This is a genomic window from Thiohalomonas denitrificans (assembly GCF_016841685.1).
GTDB classification, from domain to species: Bacteria; Pseudomonadota; Gammaproteobacteria; order Thiohalomonadales; family Thiohalomonadaceae; genus Thiohalomonas; species Thiohalomonas denitrificans_A.
The window spans coordinates 1-22088 of record NZ_JAENYR010000060.1; the positions used below are offsets into that span (position 1 = coordinate 1).

Sequence of the window (22088 nt, forward strand, 5' to 3'; positions counted from 1 at the left end):
ATGACGGCTGAACGTTCGTCACCGATTCGGGGCCGCGTGCGGCGGGTACGGCTCGTAATGACAGCGAGGGGAAGTTCTTCAGGAGAGTGCACTCTGCACCCGATTACCCCTTCGTTCCTTTGCGCTCTTTGCGTCTTTGCGGTTCGATCCCGTTCAAAAGTTCGGTTTGCCTCCGCGCACGAAGGGCGGTTTCACGACCCGGGCGGCCAGGCGCCGGCCGCGGATCTCGACCTCGACCCGCTCGACCCTGCCGACCGGGATTCGGGCCAGGGCCACAGCAACGCCGAGGGTCGGGGCAAAGCTGCCGCTGGTGGTTTCGCCTTCACCGAGCCCTTCGACATACACCTTTTGGTGCGGGCGCAGAACGCCCCTCTCCTCCAGGACCAGCCCCATCAGCTGCGCCGCCGGACCCTCTTTGCGCTGCTGTTCGAGGACGCCGCGGCCGATGAAATCCCGATCCGCCGGCTCGAAGGCCACGGTCCAGGCCAGACCGCACTCCAGAGGCGATACGCCCTCGTCCATGTCCTGGCCATAGAGGTTCATGCCGGCTTCCAGGCGCAGGGTATCGCGGGCACCGAGGCCGCAGGGGATCACACCGACATCAGCGAGCCGGCGCCAGATCTCCTCGGCCTGGTCGGCCGGCACCACCAGTTCATAACCGTCCTCACCGGTGTAACCGGTGCGGGCGATAAAGATACCGTCGACCTCCGTGGCACTGAATCGCTTGAGCCCGCGCGCCGGTTCGGCGCATTCGCCCAACACGGTATGGACCCGGTCCCGCGCCTCGGGTCCCTGAACCGCGATCATGGCCAAATCGTCCCGCTCGACGACGTCGACGCCGTAGTCATCGACAAACCGGCGCAGCCAGCCGATATCCTTCTGCCGGGTGCCGGCGTTCACCACCAGGCGGTAGCACAGGTCGTCGAGATAGAAGACGATCAGGTCATCGATCACTCCGCCGCGTTCGTTGAGCATGCAGGTATAAAGTGCCCTGCCCGGCGCACCATCGAGCCGGGCCACGTCATTGGCCAGCAGGTAGCGCAGGTACTCCCGCGCCCGGGCACCCTCCACATCCACCACGCACATGTGGGAGACGTCGAACATCCCCGCACTGCGCCGCACCGCGTGGTGTTCCTCGATCTGCGAACCATAGTGGATCGGCATCTCCCAGCCGGCAAAATCCACCATCCTGGCCCCCAGGGCCACATGCTGCTCGTAAAGCGGCGTCCTCTTACCCAAAGTCATCTCCCGAATTGTCGAAAACACCTGCCGCGATCATGTCCTCTCCTGCGATCCGTTATTCCTCAGCGTGATAGGAACTCCGAACCATCGCTCCCGCTTTCACCCAATCAAAGCCGAGATCCTTCGCCTCCGCCTCGTAGGCGGCGAAGGTATCGGGGTGAACATACTCCCGGACCGGCAGATGGTAGCGCGTCGGGCGCAAGTACTGGCCAAGCGCGAGGCGCTGGACGCCGATAGCGCGCAGGTCCCGCATCACCTCGAGGACCTCGTCGAAGGTTTCGCCCAGGCCCAGCATGAGGGCCGACTTGGTCTGCACCCGCTCTTTCTCACCCGCCCGTTCCAGCAGCCGCAGGGAGCGTTCATATGTTGCCCCTTTGCGCACGCTCCGATAGAGCGAGGGGACCGTCTCTACATTGTGGCCCCACACCAGCCGGTCATCCGGTCGGAGGGCGGCCATGACCCGCTCGATAGCCGGCTCCTGGCAGCCCCGAAAGTCCGGGGTGAGGAGTTCCAGGCCGATTCCGGAACGCCGTGCCAGCAGCTCCCGGCAGGTATCAGCGAAGATACCGGCGCCGCCATCGTCCAGATCATCGCGGTTGACGGACGTAAGCACCACATAATCGAGTCCCAGACGCTGCACCGCTTCCGCCACCCGGGCCGGTTCGCCGCTATCCGTCAGCGAGGGGCGCCCGGTCTTCACCGCGCAAAACCCACAGGCGCGGGTACAGGTATCCCCCAGCAGCATGAAGGTCGCGGTTCCGCGACTCCAGCATTCGCCCTGGTTGGGGCAGCGAGCCTCCTCGCAGACGGTATGCAGCCCCGGCCCGTGCACGGCATCTGCCGTGGAACCGTACGCCCCGCCACCGAGAGACTGGCGAATCCAGGAGGGCATGCGCCCGGCATTGGGCGTAGCCGAGTGGTCAAACACCGGGATGACGGTTTCGCGTGGCATGGCCCATATCCAATCGAAAAATATTTACCACAGAGTTCGGCGCAGCCGTTCCCGCCGGTACCCTCTGTCCGCTCTCATGGCACAAACAATAAGGCTGCTCGGCAGAACTCGTGCCTGTACCCCCTCCCCCTCCGGGAGGGGGGGATCCAATCGGGCGGATTACCATTCACCCACGAATTCTGCAAAGGACCCCCCACAAAAAAGGGGCGACAGAAAACGTATAGCGTTTTCTGTCGCCCCTCTGTCCTTTCACCTGAGAGTTTTCTCTCTCCGTCGGTGGGCTTTTGCCTCTCTCCAGAGTCGACCGATACCCCGCGGTCCTTCTGCCTGAGCGATTCCGGGCGGGTTGCGCCTTCGGCGGCGGCCATCGAGGCCGGAGCCTCTGCCGCGCTCTCCCGCGGGGAGCATGGGTCGAACGGGGACTATACCGTTTCACTCAGGCTTTGAAAAGAAAGGTTCTGCCGCAGCACTTCAGCGGGCGCTGGAACCCGGCGGCAGTGTCGTCGACGACTACAGGCAATCGGCGAGGCCGATTCCTGCGTGGGAAAATTCGCTGACCCGGCGCTCTTGATCGGGAAGTGATGCAGGTAGTGCTCCCCTGCCACCGGTCAGTCTGGTCTTATTTCCGCCAGAAGGCCGGCGTCAACAGCACGAAGATCGTAAAGATCTCAAGCCGACCCATAATCATCACCAGCGCCAACAGCCCTTTGGAGAGGTCGTCGACCCCGCTGAAGTTGGCAGCGACATCCCCCAATCCCGGCCCGAGATTATTGATGCAGGTAGCGACCGCGCCGAAAGCGGTCACCTGGTCCATTCCCCTTGCCATCATCAGTAGCATTGTCACTGCGAAAACGCCCACGTAAACGGCAAAAAAACCTCAAATCGACTGAACGATTCGCGCGGGTACCACCCTTCTATTCACCTTCAAGGGACGCACCAGATTCGGGTGGATAAGCTGCTGGATCTCCAATGACGCCTGTTTGGTAATCACGACGAAGCGAATCACTTTCATCCCCCCGGCCGTAGAGCCGGCGCAGCCCCCCATGAAGCTGATGAAGATCAGCAACACCGGCAGCATCAGCGGCCAGACCGAGAAGTCATCGATCCCGTAACCGGTGCTGGTGATGACCGAGGCGGTCTCTAAAACGGCGAGGCGCAGGGCTGATGGAAAAGTTTCGGCATAGCCGGTAGCGTCGAGGACCCAGGCTACCAAGAGCGTAACGACCAACACCGCCAGCAGGAAGACACGCACCTCAACGCTACGCCAGTAGTGATCCAGACGCAGTTGCCGCCAGGCCAGAAAGTGAATATTGAAGCTGATCGCGCCCAATAGCATGAACACCACGGCGATTAATTCAATCGTGACACTGTCAAAGTACGACAGACTGGCATCGTGGGTGGAGAAACCGCCCGTGGAGACCGTTGTGAGGGCGTGGGCGATCGCATCGAACATCGACATCCCGGCCACCCAGTACAAGAGAGCGCACGCTACGGTCATCGCCAGATAGAGCCGCCACAAGGTACGGGACGTATGGGCGATACGGGGGGTCAGTTTCTCGTCCTTCATCGGCCCCGGTGTCTCCGCCTTGAACAGCTGCATGCCTCCAACACCGAGCATCGGCAGCAACGCAATCGCCGAGACGATAACGCCGATCCCACCGAGCCACTGGAGCTCCTGTCGGTAAAACAGAATGGAAGGGGGCAACTGATCGAGACCGGTGATGACAGTGGCGCCGGTGGTGGTGAAGGCTGATGCCGCTTCGAAAAAGGCGTCCGCAATATCCATGCCCAGCCCAAAGATGAACGGCAGACTCGAGAGCAGACTCATCGCAATCCAGAGTGTCGCCACGATGACGAACCCGTCCCGCGTACGGACCCGCTCCCGGCGTCTTAGCAGCGGCAGCCAGAGCAGAGCGCCGGTGGAAGCGGTGATGAGCAGGGTGGTGGCAAAATGGAGAACTTCACCATCTGCATACAGAAGGGAGATCAGCAGTGGCGGAACCAGAGCGCCGCTGAACAGGAACAGCAGGATACCCAGGGTACGGACAATGAGAAGAGGGTTCATCGGAGATTCAGGAGACTCGGAGTCCCCCTATTTTCCGATTCAGGGTTTGAGTATACAGCTAAAAAAAGCGTCAAATTTTTATGCGAATTTTACGTCGTGGTGTCTAAAATGACCGACCGCTATGCCTGAGACAACAACACGCACTCCGTATTCGACGGAATTGCCCCCCGTCCGCCCCGGGCTGCGCGCCTACTTGTGGGCAGCCTTTGGCGTTGCGGGTGCAATGGCGTGCGCCTTTTTGCTCCACCGATTCGTACCCCATGCCAACCTCTCGCTGGTGTTTCTTACCGGTGTCCTGATCATAGCCGCCAAATGGGGATTGGGACCCTCGTTATTTGCAGGGGTGGCCAGTTTTCTGGCTTTCAACTTCTTCTTTACTACGCCCTTCTACACCTTTGCGGTCAATCATGACGGTGACGTCGCAACGCTGCTGCTGTTCCTGATTACCGCCGCGCTGACGGGACAGCTTGCGGCCCGAATGCATGATGAGATTGCAAAGAAACAGGCCGGTATCCGGCGGATCACCGCGCTCTACGGATTTGCAAAACGAATGACCGCAGCCCCGGATGCCAATAGTGTCTTAAAGGAGCTGATACGGCACCTCTATCACTTCCTGGAATCACCGGTGGCAGTACTGCTGCCGGATACCGAAGGCAAGCTGAAGGTGAGCGGTGGCTGGCCCTCGCTGGATGGTATTCCACTTCCGCTCGACCGACTCGAGGCTGCCTGGAAAGTTGATGCTTCGCCGCCTGGCTGCCGGGGATTGTCGTTTTTGACACTGGGAACCGCACGCGGTCCTGTCGGGCTTGTGGCTGTCCAACGGGAGCCGTTGACCAGTGAAGAGGAAGATCAGGCACGAGCCCTTTGCGATCAGGCAGCTATTGCTATCGAACGAACCGGCCTGGTTACGGACCTGGAGGAGGCGAGATTGATATCGGAAACAGAGCAGTTGCGTTCCGCCTTGCTCTCCTCGGTCTCCCATGACCTGCGTACACCGCTTTCGTCGATTATCGGCTCCAGTAGCACGCTTCTGGAATACAGCTCAAAAATTGCCGCCGGGGATCAACGGGATTTATTGAACAACATCCTGGGAGAGGCCGAGCGACTCAATCGATATATTCAGAACCTGTTGGACATGACCCGCCTGGGTCACGGTGGGCTCGAACTACGGCGGGACTGGGTGAGCGTGGAAGATATCGTGGCGGCGGCCTTGAAGCGTATGGAAGGTGCGCTGGCCGGTTTTCGGGTCGCTTTGGCCGTTGATTCGGATCTGCCGCTGCTTCACGTCCATGGTGCTTTCGTAGAGCAGGCGTTGGTTAATATTCTGGATAACGCTATCCGCTTCTCTCCTGAAAACGGCCCCATCACAATAGCCGCTTCGGTGGCGGGGGAGAAACTGCACATTGACATGTTCGATGATGGACCCGGGATTCCCGAGGCGGAGCGTGAAATGGTATTCGATATGTTTTATAGCGTGACCGGCAGTGATCGTCATCCCCGCGGAACCGGTCTCGGGCTGGCGATTTGCCGAGGCTTGATTGGTGCACACGGCGGTGAGGTGGAGGCCATGCCGGGTGCGGATGGCCATGGCACCCTCATGCGCATAACCCTCCCTCTAGCCCATACGGATGAATCGTGACGGAGAGCTCGGGAACCATCCTGATCGTCGAGGACGACGCCCCAATTCGAAAGTTTTTGCGCATCAGTCTGGAGGCACACGGTTTTCGCGTGCTGGAGGCGCGACTCGGTCGCGATGGGCTTGAGCTTTGTGCCGAGGAGCACCCTGATGTGGTAATTCTGGACCTTGGGCTTCCGGACATGGATGGCCAGGAGTTCATTCCGGAAGTAAGGGGCTGGTCTTCGGTCCCGATAATCGTTTTGTCCGTGCGCTCCGACGAGACAGAAAAAGTGACTGCGCTCGATGCAGGGGCCGATGATTACGTAACCAAACCTTTCGGTATCTCGGAGTTGATGGCTCGGATTCGAACTGCGCAACGGAACCGGAAGCCATCCGCCGAAACGGCCCGAATAAAGGCCGGGCCGCTTGAGGTCGACCTTACACGCCATGAAGTCTGGTTGGGAGGGGAGCCTGTTCACTTATCGAAGAAAGAGTACGAATTATTGAAGCTGTTTATCAATAATCCGGATCGGGTTCTCACACACCGACAGATCTTGCGCGACGTCTGGGGACCCACACACGTCCGCGACACCCACTACCTCAGGGTTCTGATAGGCCACCTGCGCCAGCGACTCGGCGATATCCCCTCCGACCCCCGATATATCATTACGATCCAGGGGGTTGGCTATCGATTTGTCAGAGAACCGGAAACGGAGTGAAGCCGTAAGATTGCCTGAAAAATGCGGGATGAATGGATGCTTTCCTGCTATTGGAGGCGTGGCCGGACCCGCGCGGTCCGGCCGAATCCTTGGAAGTGATTAGCGGGGCACCTCCCCTTCGTACCGAAGCACGATGCCCGCCAGAGGCGGCAGCGTCAGTGGAAGGGAGTAGGCGCGATTCATCCAGGGGAGTTCGTCGGCCACGAGAGGCTCCGAGCCGTTGCCGAGGTTGCTGCCCCCGTAGTGCATCGAGTCGGAGTTCAGTACCTCACGATAGCTCCCCGGCAGGGGCACGCCGATACGATAGCCGTGGCGGGGAACCGGCGTAAGGTTGAGCACCACGGCGGTCAACTCGTTGCCGTCACCCTTGCGCAAAAAACTGATCACCGACTGCTCGGAGTCATTACAGTCGAGCCACTCGAAGCCCTGCCAGTCGAACTCATGGCGGTGGAGTGCACCGCTTTCCCGGTAGAGCCGGTTCAGATCCCGGACCAGACGCTGCATTCCCTGGTGCAGGGGGTAATCAAGCACGTACCAGTCCAGTGCCCCCGCGCTGTTCCACTCCAACCCCTGGCCGAACTCGGTACCCATGAACAGCACCTTCTTGCCCGGGTGGGTGAACTGATAGGTATAGAGCGCCCGCAGGTTGGCGTGTCGCTGCCACTCGTCTCCCGGCATCTTGTGGAGCATGGACTGCTTGCCGTGCACCACCTCGTCGTGGGAGAACGGCAGCATGAAGTTTTCGGTGAAGGCGTAGAGCATGCTGAATGTCAGCATGCCGTGGTGATACTGCCGATGGATCGGCTCCTGGGCCATGTAGCTCAGCGTGTCGTTCATCCAGCCCATGTTCCACTTCAGATCGAAGCCCAGCCCGCCAAGGTAGGTGGGTCGGCTCACCTGGGGCCAGGAGGTGGACTCCTCTGCGGCAGTGAGCGCTCCGGGGCACTCGTCGTGAACCACGACATTCAACTCCCGCAGGAAATCGATGGCCTCCAGGTTCTCGCGCCCGCCGTACTGATTCGGCACCCAGTCCCCCTCCTCGCGGGAATAGTCGAGGTAGAGCATCGACGCCACCGCATCGACCCGCAGACCGTCCACATGCATCTCCTTCAGCCAGTACACGGCGCTGGAGAGCAGAAAGTTCTTCACCTCATTACGGCCGTAATTGAAGATCAGCGTATCCCAATCCCGGTGCTCGCCCCGGCGCGGGTCGTCGTGTTCGTACAGTGGAGAGCCGTCAAAGCGAGCCAGGCCATGCGGATCCCTGGGGAAATGGGCCGGTACCCAGTCCAGCAGCACGCCGATACCGTTGCGATGGCAGCAGTCCACGAAATAGCGGAAGTCATCCGGGGTGCCGAAGCGACTGGTGGGGGCAAAATACCCCGTGGTCTGATAGCCCCACGACAGGTCGAAGGGGTGCTCCGTGATCGGCAGCAACTCGACGTGAGTGAATCCCATATCCTTTACATACTCCACCAGACGGTGCGCCAACTCCCGAAAGCCGAGGAACTCACCCTCCATGTCCCGCTGCCAGGAGCCCAGGTGAACCTCGTAAACGGACATCGGCTGGTGCTGCCAGTCGGCGTCTGTTCTGGCCGCTAGGTAATCCGCATCATTCCATTTGAAACTGCTGGTGCCGGCGATCACGGATGCGGTACAGGGCCGCAATTCATGACGCTGTGCATAGGGGTCCGCTTTCAGGAACACCTGCCCGCTGTGGCGGTTGCGGATTTCATACTTGTAGACGTGCTGCGGTTCCAGGTCCGGAATGAACAATTCCCACACACCATTGCCGCCACGCACCCGCATCGGATGGCGGCGTCCATCCCATTCGTTGAAGTCCCCGACAACGCTCACGCGCTCGGCATTCGGTGCCCACACAGCAAACAGGACACCCGCGACGCCATCCACCTCGTGCTCATGACTCCCCAGAAACCGATAGGCGTGGCGGTGGCGACCCTCGCCGAAATAGTAGAGATCAAGGTCTCCCACCTGGGGCTCAAAAGTGTAGGGATCCCGGGCGATATGCTCGCGGTGACCCTCATCCCGCCAGATCAGGCTGTAGTGCTTCGGCAGCGGAGTGCCGTCGCCGGACCATTCGAAAAGGTCCGTGTTCGGCACGCGGGTCATGGGCAGGTCCCCTTCGGCGATACGGACCTCCTGGGCCCGGGGAACATAGGCGCGCACCAACGCCTGATCACCATCCCGATGGCACCCCAGAACGGCAAAGGGATCGTGGTGTGTCGCTTCGATGATACGGCCCAATTCGGCGTCGAGGTGCTTCGTCATGGCTTTTCCCTGTCGATATTGATGTTTGATTGTTGGAGCGCCGGCACGACGACAGAATCTCCGCCTGTTTCAGCGGATGGCCGTGTGGGCTATCACTCAGAGTAGACGCTCGTTGAAAAAACGCACTCCTCGCTCAACAGCCTGCTAAATCGCGAGGCCCATTTCGTCCCGAAACCAATAGGTGATGTGTCGCCATTTTCGGGAGCGTTGCTCCTCATCGGCACTTTCGACCAGGAAATGATACAAGCGGCCGTCGAAGCGCCGGCCCATGGTGTCGTCAATCTCCGGAGCGAGATTCCCCAAGCGCCGTGAAGCTTTGCGGAGCCGCTCATCGATTGCCATTTCGGCAAACGGAACGATAACCCCGAGATAGCCCGTAGTCTGGTACCGCTGTGACTCGCTCAGGAAAGATACGAAATCCGGCCACGGAAGCCGGTACTCGGGATCCCGGAACCAATACGACCGACCGCACTCCGCCTCCGTCACGAGAAGGCCCCCGCCGCGGATCGCCTCTGCTTCATCGCATAAGGCTTCCCATAGCTGTTCGAAATAGGGGCGGTCGTGGTGGTGTCCTTCACAGGAGGCGGTAGTGCGCAGCCCCCGTGCGTGAAGCAGGAGGCAAAGCTCGCGCAGTTCCGAATCGAGCCGTTCGTAGAAGAGCGGTCCCGGGGCACAGCGCTCGACCTTTCCCGGGCGATGATAGTAGCGCCTGGCCGGTCCGTAGAACCACTGCCGCAGCGGCCACTGTCGCTGAGGGATAACAGCTGCGCTCAATCCGGTAACCTGCATGCTCCATCGGGACGCGCCCGCGCACCGCCAGTAATGCGCGGAACCGCGCTTCTACTCCCTGCAAAAAGGCTTGCGATCAGGATAGGCGAAGCTTGCGATGCCGGGGGTACTCATCGACGAGAAGGTCGGATGCGTTATTCAGCGTCGCCAGCACCTTCTGGCCGGCCATCCGCTTTGAAGGCTTCATGAAAAGTGACGGTGCCCTGCGGAACGTGGCCGTCGAAAGAGAGAGCGAAGAAGAACTCCTGGGGCACCCCCTCAAGCACCAGCCCCGGCATATTCCTGAACCCGAATTTTTTGTAGTAATCCGGATGCCCGACAAGACAGACTCCTCGGGCATTGCGGCTCTTCAGTCGTGACAAACCCTCCTCGATTAGCGCTCTGCCAATCCCCTGCCGCTGGTATTCCGGCAATACCGAGAGAGGCCCAAGACCGTACCAGTCCCCGGTACCGTCTGAAATCGTGACCGGAGAGAAGGCAATATGCCCCACCACTCGGCCATCAACCTCCGCGACCAGCGATACGGTCAGCGACCCGGCTGCGCGTAATGCCTCGATGATGAACTGCTCGGTGTGACTGCTGATCTCCAGGGTCTTGAATGCAGAGACGGTTACGTCCCTTATCGCCTCAACATCAGCGTCTGTCTCGCACCGGATAACGATTTTCGAATTCATGGGATCCCTTACTCTTCAGTCGTTTTGCTCGCGATGCACCAAGGACACGATATTCGTGGATAACCACTTTCCGGCGTGGAGTTCCGGGGACCCTATCTCGCTTTAGCTGCTTTCGGACCCGGTGGTTTAGGGACCAGTCACTTGCCGGTGATGACTTTAGATGCCTGACGAACGCCTCATTGCCGAACGGCCTTGCCGTTCTCGTTTGCTGTTCGATAATTTCTCCATCGTCCCTAGGTGATCGGCTAGATAGGTCCTTCAAACTCTCCGTGATAAATCCAGCCTCACCCTCCTCCGCTGCCTGATTGCTGCTGTTGAGCGATACGGAAAACCGGAGTGCTTGCGTACGGACAATGAGGCGGTAGTCACCTCACGGCTGTTTCGATTCGGACTCTGGCTTCTTGGAATCAGGCACCAGCCGATCCAAAAAGGCTGTCCGTGGATGAATGGCAAAGTCGAGCGGTTCTTCGGCACCTTGAAGTCCAAACTGGATCGGTGGGAAGTCGACTCACTCCAGCAGCTAAATGACGCACTCGTTCCCTTCCGGTTCTGGTACAACCATGTCCGGCCGCACCGGAACCTGGACGGCCGCACACCGGCTGAGGTCTGGAAGGATGATGATCTCGATTTCCGGCCACGGACAGAATCCTGGTTTGCTGCCTGGGACGGGCTGCTTACAGGATATTACCTGCGAGTATGAGTCGCGGCTACCGCGAGGAAAAGCCGCAATTCAGGTCAGACCGACTGTCCGGGGAAACCTATGCCTCGAAAGACGCATCGATCGGAGGCTGCGATGCCGTTCCAGGCAATCGCGGGAGCTTTTTACTTTATTTCCTTATGAGTCGCCGTAGAGCCCTGTCTCGCAAACACTATTTTGCTCGACAGGCCCCCGGCACAGATCCGTACGTGCGCTAGTAACGCATACGGCTCCTACATCGAGTCATACACGAAGCCGCTGATTCGGGTATGGGTGTAATACTCTGACACTTGGGATGAACTGCCGGATAAGGCGGGCCATTTTCTTCCAAGGCAGACCGGCGCCTTTCTGGCTTCTCCTCCTCAGTGCCCTTAACCATGCTCGGCATACTTCCGCCCGGAAAGCGTCCAATGCCCGCCTGTTGCCGGGGACAGCGAAGTAGTTGAGATAACCCTGTACGACCCGCTTCAACCACCGCCCTACATCAAATCGATGTCGGTGGCGGGTTCGCTTCAGTACCTGTTTCACCTGCTTGAGCTTTTCTCGCTGCCTTTTGGCAATGGTGTAACGCTTCAGGGTAAAACCGCCATCGCTTCTCCGCCTTGAGCACATATGTGTGAAACCAAGGAAGTCGAAGGTCTCAGGCTTGCCCTTTCCACGCTGGGCACGATTGTTCTGGGCAAAGCGTCCAAACTCTATCAGGCGGGTCTTCTCGTCGTTCAGGCTCAATCCGAACTTGCCCAACCGCTCTTTCAGTTCGCGTACAAAACGCTGGCCGTCGTCACGGTGTTGCAAACCGATCACGCTGTCATCGGCGTATCGCACGATGGTCATTTCACCTCTGGCCATCCTCTTGCGCCATTGGTGCACCCATAGGTCAAGAACGTAGTGCAGGTAGATGTTCCCCAGTAGAGGGGATAGCACTGCACCCTGTGGCGTCCCCACCACGGTTCTTTCCCGCTTGCCGTTTTCGTCTACTCCGCACTTAAGCGTGCGCTCTATGATGCGAAGTAGCCGTTTGTCTGCGATCCTGTGCGCCAGAAAACGCATCATCCATGTGTGGTCGATGGCGTCGAAGAACCCCTTGATGTCTGCATCCAGTACCCAACTTATCTTCCTGACGGTGATCGCCATGTAGACGGCATCCAGCGCCTGATGTTGCGAGCGGCCGGGCCGAAACCCGTAGCTGAAGCCGAGGAAGTCACGTTCGTAGATCGCTTCGAGGATCCAGGCCAAGGCTTGTTGGACGACTTTGTCTTCAATGGCGGCAATGCCGATCGGACGCTGTTTGCCGTTGGCCTTGGTCAGCCAGATCCGCTTTACATGCTGAGGTTTGTAACGGTTGGTGTGAAGTCGGGTGTGAAGCTCGATGAGCCGTGCCTGAAGTCCTTCTCCATAGCTCTTCCAGTCTTCGCCATCCACCCCGGAGGCTGCCCTTCGGTTCAGGCCGTAATATGCCTTCTCCAGCAGCTCCACCATGACATGGTGCAGGAGGTTGTTGAATCGCAGCCGACGGTCCCGTCTTGCTGCTTCATGTAGCCGAATCAGTCCAGGCAGCGTTTGCCCGATGCTCTGTGTCATCGTCACACCCCGTCCAATCCCGCTTTCTCTCTGTCAAAACCCTTCGCTCCACGAGCTCCGCCGGGGGCAGGGATGCTTCCTGTGTCATGCTCTGTTCCCATTGTTCGCTTGCTTCTTCGCTACTATGGTCTTGTCCGACTTCCTGCTCACGTCCACATCCGGGCTATGCAGTTACTTCCCCGGATCCGACCCACGCCGGGACGGGCGCAGATCATGAGCAGGATCTCCCGAGTTCCGCATAGAAGACATCAACACATGCACCAGGTCTCTGACTTCGGAGAGCCTCAGCAGTCGCTTGCCGTAGCGCGGCTGCCGGTGCTGCCTTCCCCTTCACCCAACAAGGTCGGCGCTCTCTACGATGATTTCGGAGCTCAATACTGGGCCTGCATCTTCCCCTGTTCAACGCTTAACCCTTGTCCTTACGGACAACGGCCCATGACTCGGGGCCTCGGTGGGTGGCTAGCCCTTTCCGAGTAGAGGGATTTCACCTCCAATCTTCTACCGATTTATCTCGGCGCACTGGGTGTCCAGGTAAGTCCACCATTCCCAACGCTGCTACAACTCGGGTGGAGGCTTCGGGGGACGAGCCACTTGCACAAAGGCGGCTAATGGGTGTCCCCCGCCGGAATTCCTTTTCTCAGTTATTTGTGAACCTTTCCTATTTCCCCATTCGCGTAAGTTCTGAAACCGCAGCCCTCTGCTCCACTTGATCCTTGGCACATGTATCCGCAGCTTTTTCAAACAACACCTTCGCCCTATTTTTATCATTGCTTAGAAGTTCGTGTTCTCCGATATAGAAGTCTGCTTGGCAATCTCGTATATTTTTGTCGTCTCCCGAGATTGCCGAACGCACCTGCTCTGCGCTTAGTTCTCCCACATAAAGAGCCACTAGTTGCGCGGGCCATTTCCTGAGGTCCAGATTCTTCGCGAAACGTTTCAGTTCTTTATCGTTCTTATGGCCAAGTTTCCCATTTGCAATCCACATCCACATAATCCCGTAAGCGTTTTTGGGTTCATGCTTCAGATAGAGTGAAAAATCAGCAGCTGCGTCATAAAATTCACCCAAAATAAAGTAACTGGTACCGCGTCCAACGTAGCCTTGTGCAAAATCTTCTTTCAACCGAATTGCCGTACTGAAATCTACGATAGCTTTATCGTATGCTCCTTTTTGAAAATACATTGTACCGCGATTGTAAAATACCTCGAAATCATCAGACTCCATCCGGATAAGTTCGCTATAATCGGCGATAGCCTTATCGTATTGTCCGAGCTTCGCAAATATGCCACCTCGATTATAATACGTCTTAGTTTGACTCGGATTGAGGCGAAGAATCTCATCGAAATCTGCAATTGCTTGATCGTACTTACCAAGCGACAGCAGCAAAGCGCCACGATAGTTGAGAGCATTCACATAACCTGGATTGATACGAAGTGCCGCATTGAAGTCCTCAAGCGCCTCCTGTTTTTGACGTTTACTGAGATAGGCGACCCCCCGATTGAGATGAGCCTCCGCATTATCCGACTGTAAGGCAAAGGCCTTTGTACTGTCGGCTATTGTTTTATCATAATCACCACTTAGAAGAAATGCACCGCCTCGATTCAGAAAAGCAGCAACGTAATCCGGCCTCAATCGAATGGCGTCATTCAGATCGCTGATCGCTCGCTCATAGGCTCCGTTTTCAAGGTGACATGTACCGCGCCCGAAGTATACTTCTTCGTCCTCCGGCGCAAGGCGAAGCTCCTGGGTGAAATCGTTAATTGCTTTTGTATATTCACCCAATGAGCAGTAAGCACTGCCACGATTAAAATGGGCCCCGGCATTCTTAGGTTCAAGGCGAATGACTCGAGTAAAATCAGCGATAGCAAGTTTGTAACGACCGGTAACGAAGTAAGCACCACCACGATTCGCGTATGCCGTCACCTTTAGATCGAGAGGCAACCGGCCAGTCTCAATAGCCCTCGTGTAGATGCTAATCCCTGCTTCATAATCTCCGCGCTGAAGCGCCTCCTCTCCGACGTTCAAATCGCTGTCTTCCCCGAGTGCTGAGCTTTCCTGCGATGGAAACAACACACCTAAAGCAAGCACAAACACATAGGAGACGAAGCTCGCCATCACCATTCGGTTTGAATAGTGCACAATATTCATCATTAGAACCTGTATTGGAACTGGACATCGACTCGCCATCCCGTCACATTGCCGCCCGAGTGCTCAAGATCGCGGACATCATTAGAACCCGCTGGCAAACTGAGGGCGGAATCAGGTTCTAAGTGCACCACGCAGCGCTTCGGCGAATGCTTCGTAGGGTGACTGATAGGCAAGGCACTTGCGCGGTCGTTGGTTTAGTTGCATGACCACCTGTGCGACCTGCTCATCGGTGACTTTACGGAAGTCTGTGCCCTTGGGAAAGTAGCGACGAATGAGGCCATTGACCTGTTCGTTTGCACCACGTTGCCAGGGAGCGTGTGGATGAGCGAAGTAGACGTCCATCGTTTTTGCCTTTGCAATCCGAGCGTGAGCTGCATTTTCGGTGCCGTTGTCCAGTGTCAGCGTCTGGCACAAGCTCGCCGGAACCCACCCGAAGAGCTTGTTCGTGATGGCAGCGAAAGTCACCGCCCGCTTGTTCGGGATACGGGCGGACACCAGATAACGCGTGACTCGTTCCACATGCGTCACCAGGCCACCCTGGTTCTTCCGTCCGACTACCGTATCGCCTTCCCAGTCGCCGATGCGGGTGCGCTCCGCCACCACTGGCGGCCTGTCGGTGATATCGATCCGGTCTGGGATGCGGCTGTGGGCCGGCATTCGGCTGCGATGGGCGATACGCCGAGGTCGACATTGCCACAGATGCCGGTAAAGCCGTCCGCCCTGCAAAGCATCCCTATAGACCCAGTGGTAGAGACTCTCGGAACTGACCCGCATGTTGCTGTCTTCGGGAAAATCCCGCCGAAGCCGGCCGCTGATGATGGCTGGCGACCAATCCAGCGCCAGCCACTTGAACACGGTTCGCCTCAGCGGTTTGTGAGCAAAGCGTCGGTTGTGCCGTGGCCGGCTCGCACGCCCTTCCGCTCGATGCTGCGCCGAGGTCGCTTTATATCTCCTTCTGCCGCTGTTACGGCGGATCTCCCGGGATAGGCTGCCGTGATTTCGTCCAAGGCTCCGCGCGATGGAGCGCAAGCTCTCACCGGCTTCGAGAGCGCGCTGTATCACCTGCCGCTCAGCGGCGTTAATATGTTGGTAGGGCATCGTGGTTTCCCGGTGGATGTTGTCTTGACAACCTCATCCTACCAGTTGGGCCCACGATGCCCGCCTAACTATCTATGTGGTGCACTTCGAACTGGGATCCGCCGAGCTTAAGGTCGCTGTTTACAGTAGCAGTCACATCAAGTGACATATATGACGTTTCAATCACCTTGGTCTGTGGCTGCCCTGGAACCGATGGCACAGATCTTTGACGTTCGCCTTTGAACTCCTGCCAAAGAGCTTTCCCAAGGTCCTTCGCAAGGTCTGTGGCACTAGGTATATCCGGTGCCCCTTCAGGAAGCTTCTGCGGACCTGATACCGGATCGGTGGTCGGGGTCACCGTGACCTCCTTGGTCTTACGCCTACTCCAAGAGAATTTTACTCTTACTTTCTCAATGCTCGCAGTACGAGCATTCCCATCGACGTCAACCTTGGGCGAGGCGTCCATATATGTCCACGTAGGTCCTCATGCTGACGCGATTCAGCCAACCTGGCTATGACCAGATTAGTCCTTGACATCGGTAGTCAGCCTCACGGCGAAGAAACGAAGATGGGCAAACAGCCTGTCTACCGTTACTTCGATCCGGTGCGCCTGATGGAGCCATGTCTGGCGTGCCACGGTAAACCCAAGGGTGAGCTGGACATGCTCGGTTACGAAAAAGATGGACTCGAAGCGGGCGACGTGATTGGACTAATCAGTGTCGCGGTTCCTATCGAACCCTGATCGGACCTCAGGGGTCGATTCTTCGGCCCCTGCTCCTTTCAAGAACCAGAAGACCCCTTCTGGCGGCCCCAGCGAGCTATTCAGCCTCAAAGCTTCATTCGCTTCATCACCTCCAAGACACACCAAACAATGTTTCCCGATAGGTTCCTCAGAACATCCGGTGCAGAACTAAGAGCGGCCCCGCGGCCAACCCGCGGTCGACCAGGTTTCCTAGAACGGTTTGGACGAGGAATGTAGAAGGAAAGGAGGTTTGGCCTGCGCGAGCAGAGTTTCAACCTCGCATCAGAAATGATTCAGCGGATGCAAGGAACAGCACCGTTCCCAACTTAGAAAGCAGCTATATTCTTAGCGGGGAGGCGAGAGGGAGCGAAACCATGTGCAGGAAGGCACTCACCACATTAGCTTTGGGTACAAGCTTACTAGCAGGGCATACGCTAGCTGCCTACCCAGGTGAATTATGGGATGAGGCGGTAAGTGAAGGTCGAACCGCCCTCCCTGCTCAATTCAAACCCGTTTCGATAGAAACGAGGCTGGAAGCACCAGCGAGCTTCCCAATCCCGCCAGACAATCTTCTCGTCCTTGAATATGTGAATGCCCGACTCATCTGTTCGGAACATTCGACCGAAACAACGGCTGTCACTATAACCATCGCCGTGATACTGCCCGATGATTCAGAGAGAACTCTGACTCAAATGAACGCCGCTCGGCAAACAGCTCCCGATGGGAGTCAATTCTACTCAGCCTCGAACCATCTCACCCAGTATGCATTTCCGCAAGAACAGATAATCATAACGTCCCGCGCAGGCTGTCGCGGCTCCGTTCATTGGGCGGGCCGGCTTCTGGTCTACGACTAAAGCACACCGGGTTCCACGGACCTGGTGGACTTCACCGGGCGGCTCATCCGTGAGGGCAAACGTGGCGCTATTCCCGAGCACCTGCCATCCTCCAGCGCCTGGCGATCGATCCCAAGCGGTGGGGCTACCTGACGACTCAGTTCGAGAGTCCCTTCAAGGGACTCGTAGGCGCAACCCACAACCTCAAGCAAGCCTGCCAGCAACTCGGTTACCGACGAACGCCCGGCATTAGTGCCTGCCGAACGCTGCTGGCGTAACGCCCTTCTTTCCTATTGCGCTATTCCGCTGCGGGTTGCCAAACCCGCGAACTACGCTCGCGCCGAGTTCGGCCTACTGCGTTAAAAATCATCGAAGAACGCTCTATATGCGCATTTTTCCCTCGACCTAAGCTGAGGTCGCATCGATCGGAGTTGCAATGCCGTTCCAGACAATCGCGAAAGCTTTTTACTTTTTTTCCTTATGGTGGGTGTCCACGTAAGTCCCCCTCAATTTTTCAGACGACAAAGATTTGGGATAGCGCACGGTGTGCCTGAATCTTTTCCACGAATGCTTCCATAATCGGCACCAGCCATTGCTCGCGCAGGCGCGGCATAAGGTCTTCGGCCAGCAAAGGGCTTCGACCCCGTTATCCGCTTGGCCTTCTTGCCACTCCCTGCCAATTCATCCAATGGTCAAGTGCAGCATGATACCAGAATTTATTTTACTCTGACCGCTCTGATAATCATCTAGCCGCCCCCTCTCAGCGGCGATATCGTCAAGGGCGACCAAACCAAAGACGAATGCCGAGAGAGGTGGCAGGCCATGAAACTGTATTCCGGTATCGATCTACATTCAAACAATTCTGTGGTCACGATTCTCGATGAAGAAGACCGAGTCGTAGCGGAGAGGCGGGTTGCCAACGAGCTCGAACTGATCCACGGGTTGTTGGCACCGTATAGCGATGCGTTGGTGGGCGTTGTGGTCGAGTCCACCTACAACTGGTACTGGTTGGTGGATGGACTGATGGAGCATGGGCTGAAAGTTCACCTGGCGAACACGGCTGCCATCCAGCAGTACAGCGGTTTCAAGCATACTGATGACCGCCACGATGCACGCTGGCTGGCTCACCTGCTCCGATTGGGGCTGTTGAAGGAAGGCTACATCTACCCTCGTCAGGAGCGCGCCATCCGCGACTTGGCTCGGAAACGTATCCAGCTCGTCCAACAACGAACCACGAACATTCTCAGCGTCCAAAACCTGGTAGCTCGGGAAACTGGCCGCTCAATTAGCGCGAATGAGCTCAAGAAACTCGTCGCTGCCCGAAATCCCTGGCCTGAGGAGTCACCGCTCGGACTCGCTATCGGCTCGCACCTATCGGTGCTGCGCGCCCTGGAGGCGCAAATCAGCCGACTGGAGGAAGCGATCCTTCTCCGCGCCAATCCTCGTGAGGAGTATCGCGCATTACTCAGCGTCTCCGGGGTCGGCAAAATCCTCGGGTTCACGATCCTGTTGGAGACAGGAGATGTCCGGCGCTTTGCAGGTCCGGGGAATTTTGCCTCCTACAGCCGATGCGTGAACTCCAGGCGGCTGAGCAATGGGAAGAAGAAGGGCCGGAACAATACAAAGAATGGCAACCGCTATCTGGCTTGGGCGTTCGTCGAGGCGGCTAACTTTGCCATTCGCCACTATCCGCCGGTTAAGCGCTTCTACGAACGCAAGAAGGCCAAGCGCAATGCCGTGGTCGCCATCAAGGCGGTGGCCCACAAGTTAGCGCGAGCCTCTTACTACGTCATGCGTGACCGTGTCCCGTTCGATATGGACAAGGCATTCGGATAAGACACTTAGACAACAATTTTGGCCCGGTCGGGGAGCCACCATTTGGGGTTGGAACAACCATCGACTCTGATTGGACCGCCGGCCGAGCCACCTAAACAGCCTGAGAGGGTAAGCGAGTTGGCTGATACGCCTCTGTCCTGAGCCACACGGGGTTGGAACCTGCAAGCCAGGTAGCCACGAATCTGTCAGCGGTCGATTTGGCCGCACCACTTGGATAGGACAGGGTACCAACGGTTTTCTGGGGCGCCGGCAGGCGCCAGGGGCTGGACCACAAGCCTCCATGTGAGGCCGACCCGATGCCTTGATCCTGATGGGTGACTGGCGCGGATCAGTCTCTTCTGATTGTGCGCCAAAACGAATGAGAACCCGGGCGCGTGTTCGGCGGCTTTGTGAGCTGTTCAGGCTTTATTCAACGGGGCACTTCAGGCTTCGGGATACGATATTGCCAGTTGATCGGAGGCAGCTAATGGGTGACCCCATTTATTGGCTTTACAGTCGGCGCGGCGGTCACGGTGCGCATCAGCCCCGGACGGCTGGTGCTTACCTTGGCGCGGGAGTGACAGCAAAAAGCCCCGCTTGGTGTGGTGCCGGGCGGGGCTTTTTTTGGGGAGGGATCTACATAAACCTTTTCAATCGAGTCTGACCCTTTTGGTCACGGTATGTAGAATCGTGGCTTTCTCGGCATATCCTTTGCCTCTGGTTTTCGGTGCAGTGAAAACTATACCAGCTTATCTTTTATGCTTCCTTTTTTAAGGGTGCTGGCCCCTTTTTCCACTTACTGATGGTCGACGCGGATGATGCGCCCTAGCGGCGTGTCAAATTGAGAAAGAGTTAAAGTGACTCGTACTGATAGGTTTGAACAACGTCTTTGTATCCACTAAGACAAAAGGTTCAACCTTCCCGTCACCTTTCTATAAATAGGTATACTGTCCCCGGAATTCCAACGCGTATCTGACCCCGTCATCGCTGCCCCCTTTAATTGTCAATTACATAACTTTAATGACCACCCCTCTCGCTATTATCTTTCCTTCCCATAATGAAATTTCGGTTCCTTCTCTAAGCTCTTTCAGAGCCAAAACAGGATTCAAAAACTTCACAGGAATTTCATAACTTTTCCCAAGCTCAAAGCATGCATAGCCATCAAGAACAAATCTACAATCGAACCCCTGCCCATTAAGCATAAGGGGGCAACCGTATCTTTCCCCCTCGATAGGAGTTTTTCTTCCCCCTTCTTCGGGGGTAAGAAAACGAACGCGTATCACAGCCTCAGTCTTCATCGTGTTAAGGTATCGCCATTGAATCTAAAACTTCCGGCTTCAGACCAGGTAGTGCATTATCTGGAACCACGTATGCTGGTATCCCCCCATCCACGGAAACGGGGGACGGCAAGGAGGATTTAGGAACTTGTGTCGATACTGTCGTATAAGGTGCGTCACCAAAGGCATTGACTGCTTGTTTTGCATAGTCTGAGGCATGCTCAGAAGATGTCGTAAAATATTTTCCTTCAGCTGACCCGCGATTAACAAACTGCCCAGTATTCTCAATATCCACAAGCTCATCTGGGCCAACCGCGCGATATAGTGTTGTCATTTCCTCAGCATTTTCAACACGATTCGCTGCTTTTGCGGTTTGCTCAACAGCTTCTGCCCCCATCCTGCCAGCAGTTCCATACCCGCCGCCTGGTGCAATAGCACCAAGTACAACTCCACCAACAGCAATGGCTTTGTCAGTCGTTGAGGCATTTTCATCAAGTAACGTGTCACCAGCAGTATAAACGTCATAAGCCGTTAACCCAGCCTCAACGACCATCCATGCTCCGATAAGAAGCGGAACGATATTACCGTCTGGATCTTTAAGGATAACCGGGTTATTTCGACCGTAGGTGTAGAAGGCTAAATTGCTGGGTTCGTAGACGCCATTGACCGCGCCATCAAGATATTTCCCGATGATGGGATCCGCCGACTGCCAAACACTCGTCCTCGGGTCATAATACCTTGCCCCGAAGTAGTACAGGCCGGTCGCCTCGTCCAGCTCCTTGGCGGTGAAGAGATACGGACTCTTTTCGGTATTCCCCCCCTGCTGCACCCAAGTCTCCCCGAACGGGAAGTACTGGATGTGCTCGTGCACCTCGCCGTTCTCCCGGGTGACGTAGCCGGTGGAGCCGAGGTGGTCCGGGTGGTAGTAGAAGAGCTGCTCTCCGTTGGAGCCGAGGGTGACGATTTCCTCCTCGGTGCCGTCGGTATTGTCACCGATGGTACCGTCTTCGATGCCTCCGTCGCTACCGTCCTCCTGGCTGTCGGGGATGCCGTTGCCATCCTCGTCGCAGTGCTCTTCGATGAGGTGCTTGTTCTTGCAGGTGTTCATCGCCACTTCATTGGCTCGGTCGGAGCGGTTGTCGACGCCCTGGCCGGGGTGGGAGCCCTGCTTGAAGTTGCCCTTGGTCTTGGCTTTGGTGTTTTTGTCCTTGCCAGGTGATTTGCCGTTGTTGTTTTTCTCCTTGTCCTTGCCCAGGGCTTTACCGTTGTTGGTCTTCTCGGTGTTTTTGTCCTTGCCCAGGGCCTTGCCGTTGTTGCTCTTCTCCTGCGGGTTGTCGCTCTTCTTCTCCTGTCCCGGCGGGGTCTTGGCGTCGGTGACGCCATCATAGCTGCGGATGAAGCTGGTGCCGCCGGTGACCTTGGTCACTATCCGTGAGTTGCCCACGAAGATGTGCTTGGAGCCGATGGAGCCGTTTCTTTCGGTGAAGTACTGGTTGACGTAGACGGTCAGGTTCTGACGGGACTGTTTGATGACCCGCTGGCCGGCATCGTCGTAGCCGTAATGGCTCACCT

At 57.2% G+C, this 22088-nt stretch carries 15 protein-coding genes, 1 pseudogene and 2 riboswitches; of the genes and pseudogenes, 5 read left to right on the forward strand and 11 right to left on the reverse strand.

Going from position 1 to position 22088, the window contains the following annotated elements:
* Positions 1-153: 153 nt before the first annotated feature.
* From gcvT to Q7L05_RS12625, 3 genes and pseudogenes are all read right to left on the reverse strand, one after another.
* Positions 154-1239 carry a glycine cleavage system aminomethyltransferase GcvT gene (gcvT, locus tag Q7L05_RS12615; protein WP_303907105.1) on the reverse strand — a complete coding sequence of 362 codons (1086 nt, stop codon included), beginning with the start codon at positions 1237-1239 and terminating at the stop codon, positions 154-156.
* A gap of 58 nt (positions 1240-1297) precedes the next feature.
* A complete protein-coding gene (lipA, locus tag Q7L05_RS12620) occupies positions 1298-2194 on the reverse strand; it encodes a lipoyl synthase (RefSeq protein ID WP_303907107.1) in 897 nt (298 codons plus the stop codon).
* Between the two features lie 231 nt (positions 2195-2425).
* A riboswitch (glycine riboswitch) is annotated at positions 2426-2499 on the reverse strand.
* Positions 2500-2602: riboswitch (glycine riboswitch) on the reverse strand.
* Positions 2603-2813: 211 nt separating this feature from the next.
* Positions 2814-4259, reverse strand: a pseudogene (locus Q7L05_RS12625) (TrkH family potassium uptake protein).
* 121 nt (positions 4260-4380) lie between these two features.
* On the opposite strand from Q7L05_RS12625, the gene Q7L05_RS12630 reads away from it, so the two are divergent.
* Positions 4381-5898 carry a DUF4118 domain-containing protein gene (locus Q7L05_RS12630; protein ID WP_303907110.1) on the forward strand — a complete coding sequence of 506 codons (1518 nt, stop codon included), beginning with the start codon at positions 4381-4383 and terminating at the stop codon, positions 5896-5898.
* Complete coding sequence (locus Q7L05_RS12635) at positions 5895-6596, forward strand: response regulator (RefSeq protein WP_303907114.1); 702 nt, start codon at positions 5895-5897, stop codon at positions 6594-6596. Before Q7L05_RS12630 ends, Q7L05_RS12635 begins: the two co-directional genes overlap by 4 nt.
* A gap of 99 nt (positions 6597-6695) precedes the next feature.
* Here the strand turns inward: Q7L05_RS12635 and glgB are convergent, their stop codons facing one another.
* The 3 genes from glgB to Q7L05_RS12650 form a co-directional block, all read right to left on the reverse strand.
* Entirely contained in the window at positions 6696-8885 is a 2190-nt protein-coding gene (gene glgB / locus Q7L05_RS12640) for a 1,4-alpha-glucan branching protein GlgB (RefSeq protein ID WP_303907117.1), read from the reverse strand.
* Positions 8886-9029: 144 nt separating this feature from the next.
* On the reverse strand, positions 9030-9659 hold the full coding sequence (locus Q7L05_RS12645) for a hypothetical protein (RefSeq protein ID WP_303907120.1): 630 nt from the start codon (positions 9657-9659) through the stop codon (positions 9030-9032).
* Between the two features lie 149 nt (positions 9660-9808).
* On the reverse strand, positions 9809-10348 hold the full coding sequence (locus tag Q7L05_RS12650; RefSeq protein ID WP_303907124.1) for a GNAT family N-acetyltransferase: 540 nt from the start codon (positions 10346-10348) through the stop codon (positions 9809-9811).
* A 340-nt stretch (positions 10349-10688) separates the two neighbouring features.
* Between Q7L05_RS12650 and Q7L05_RS12655 the strand changes: the two genes are divergently transcribed.
* A complete protein-coding gene (locus tag Q7L05_RS12655; protein WP_303907127.1) occupies positions 10689-11048 on the forward strand; it encodes an integrase core domain-containing protein in 360 nt (119 codons plus the stop codon).
* Between the two features lie 240 nt (positions 11049-11288).
* Here the strand turns inward: Q7L05_RS12655 and ltrA are convergent, their stop codons facing one another.
* The 3 genes from ltrA to Q7L05_RS12670 all read right to left on the reverse strand — a co-directional run bounded on the left by ltrA (position 11289) and on the right by Q7L05_RS12670 (position 15870).
* The gene (gene ltrA, locus Q7L05_RS12660) at positions 11289-12626 is read right to left on the reverse strand and encodes a group II intron reverse transcriptase/maturase (protein ID WP_317623127.1); all 1338 of its coding nucleotides are present in this window, start codon (positions 12624-12626) and stop codon (positions 11289-11291) included.
* Between the two features lie 658 nt (positions 12627-13284).
* Positions 13285-14775: a tetratricopeptide repeat protein gene (locus Q7L05_RS12665; RefSeq protein ID WP_303907130.1), complete on the reverse strand. Its 1491-nt coding sequence runs from the start codon at positions 14773-14775 to the stop codon at positions 13285-13287.
* A 108-nt stretch (positions 14776-14883) separates the two neighbouring features.
* Positions 14884-15870, reverse strand: coding sequence for an IS30 family transposase (locus Q7L05_RS12670; protein WP_303907133.1), 987 nt, complete (start codon positions 15868-15870; stop codon positions 14884-14886).
* Between the two features lie 547 nt (positions 15871-16417).
* Here Q7L05_RS12670 and Q7L05_RS12675 point away from each other — a divergent pair.
* Entirely contained in the window at positions 16418-16591 is a 174-nt protein-coding gene (locus Q7L05_RS12675) for a c-type heme family protein (protein ID WP_303907136.1), read from the forward strand.
* A gap of 1655 nt (positions 16592-18246) precedes the next feature.
* Positions 18247-19260: an IS110 family transposase gene (locus Q7L05_RS12680; RefSeq protein WP_303907139.1), complete on the forward strand. Its 1014-nt coding sequence runs from the start codon at positions 18247-18249 to the stop codon at positions 19258-19260.
* Positions 19261-20246: 986 nt separating this feature from the next.
* Here Q7L05_RS12680 and Q7L05_RS12685 read toward each other — a convergent pair.
* Both Q7L05_RS12685 and Q7L05_RS12690 read right to left on the reverse strand, forming a co-directional pair.
* Positions 20247-20537: a hypothetical protein gene (locus Q7L05_RS12685; protein WP_303907142.1), complete on the reverse strand. Its 291-nt coding sequence runs from the start codon at positions 20535-20537 to the stop codon at positions 20247-20249.
* 4 nt (positions 20538-20541) lie between these two features.
* The coding region (locus tag Q7L05_RS12690; protein WP_303907144.1) for an RHS repeat domain-containing protein at positions 20542-22088 on the reverse strand (1547 nt) is incomplete at its 5' end.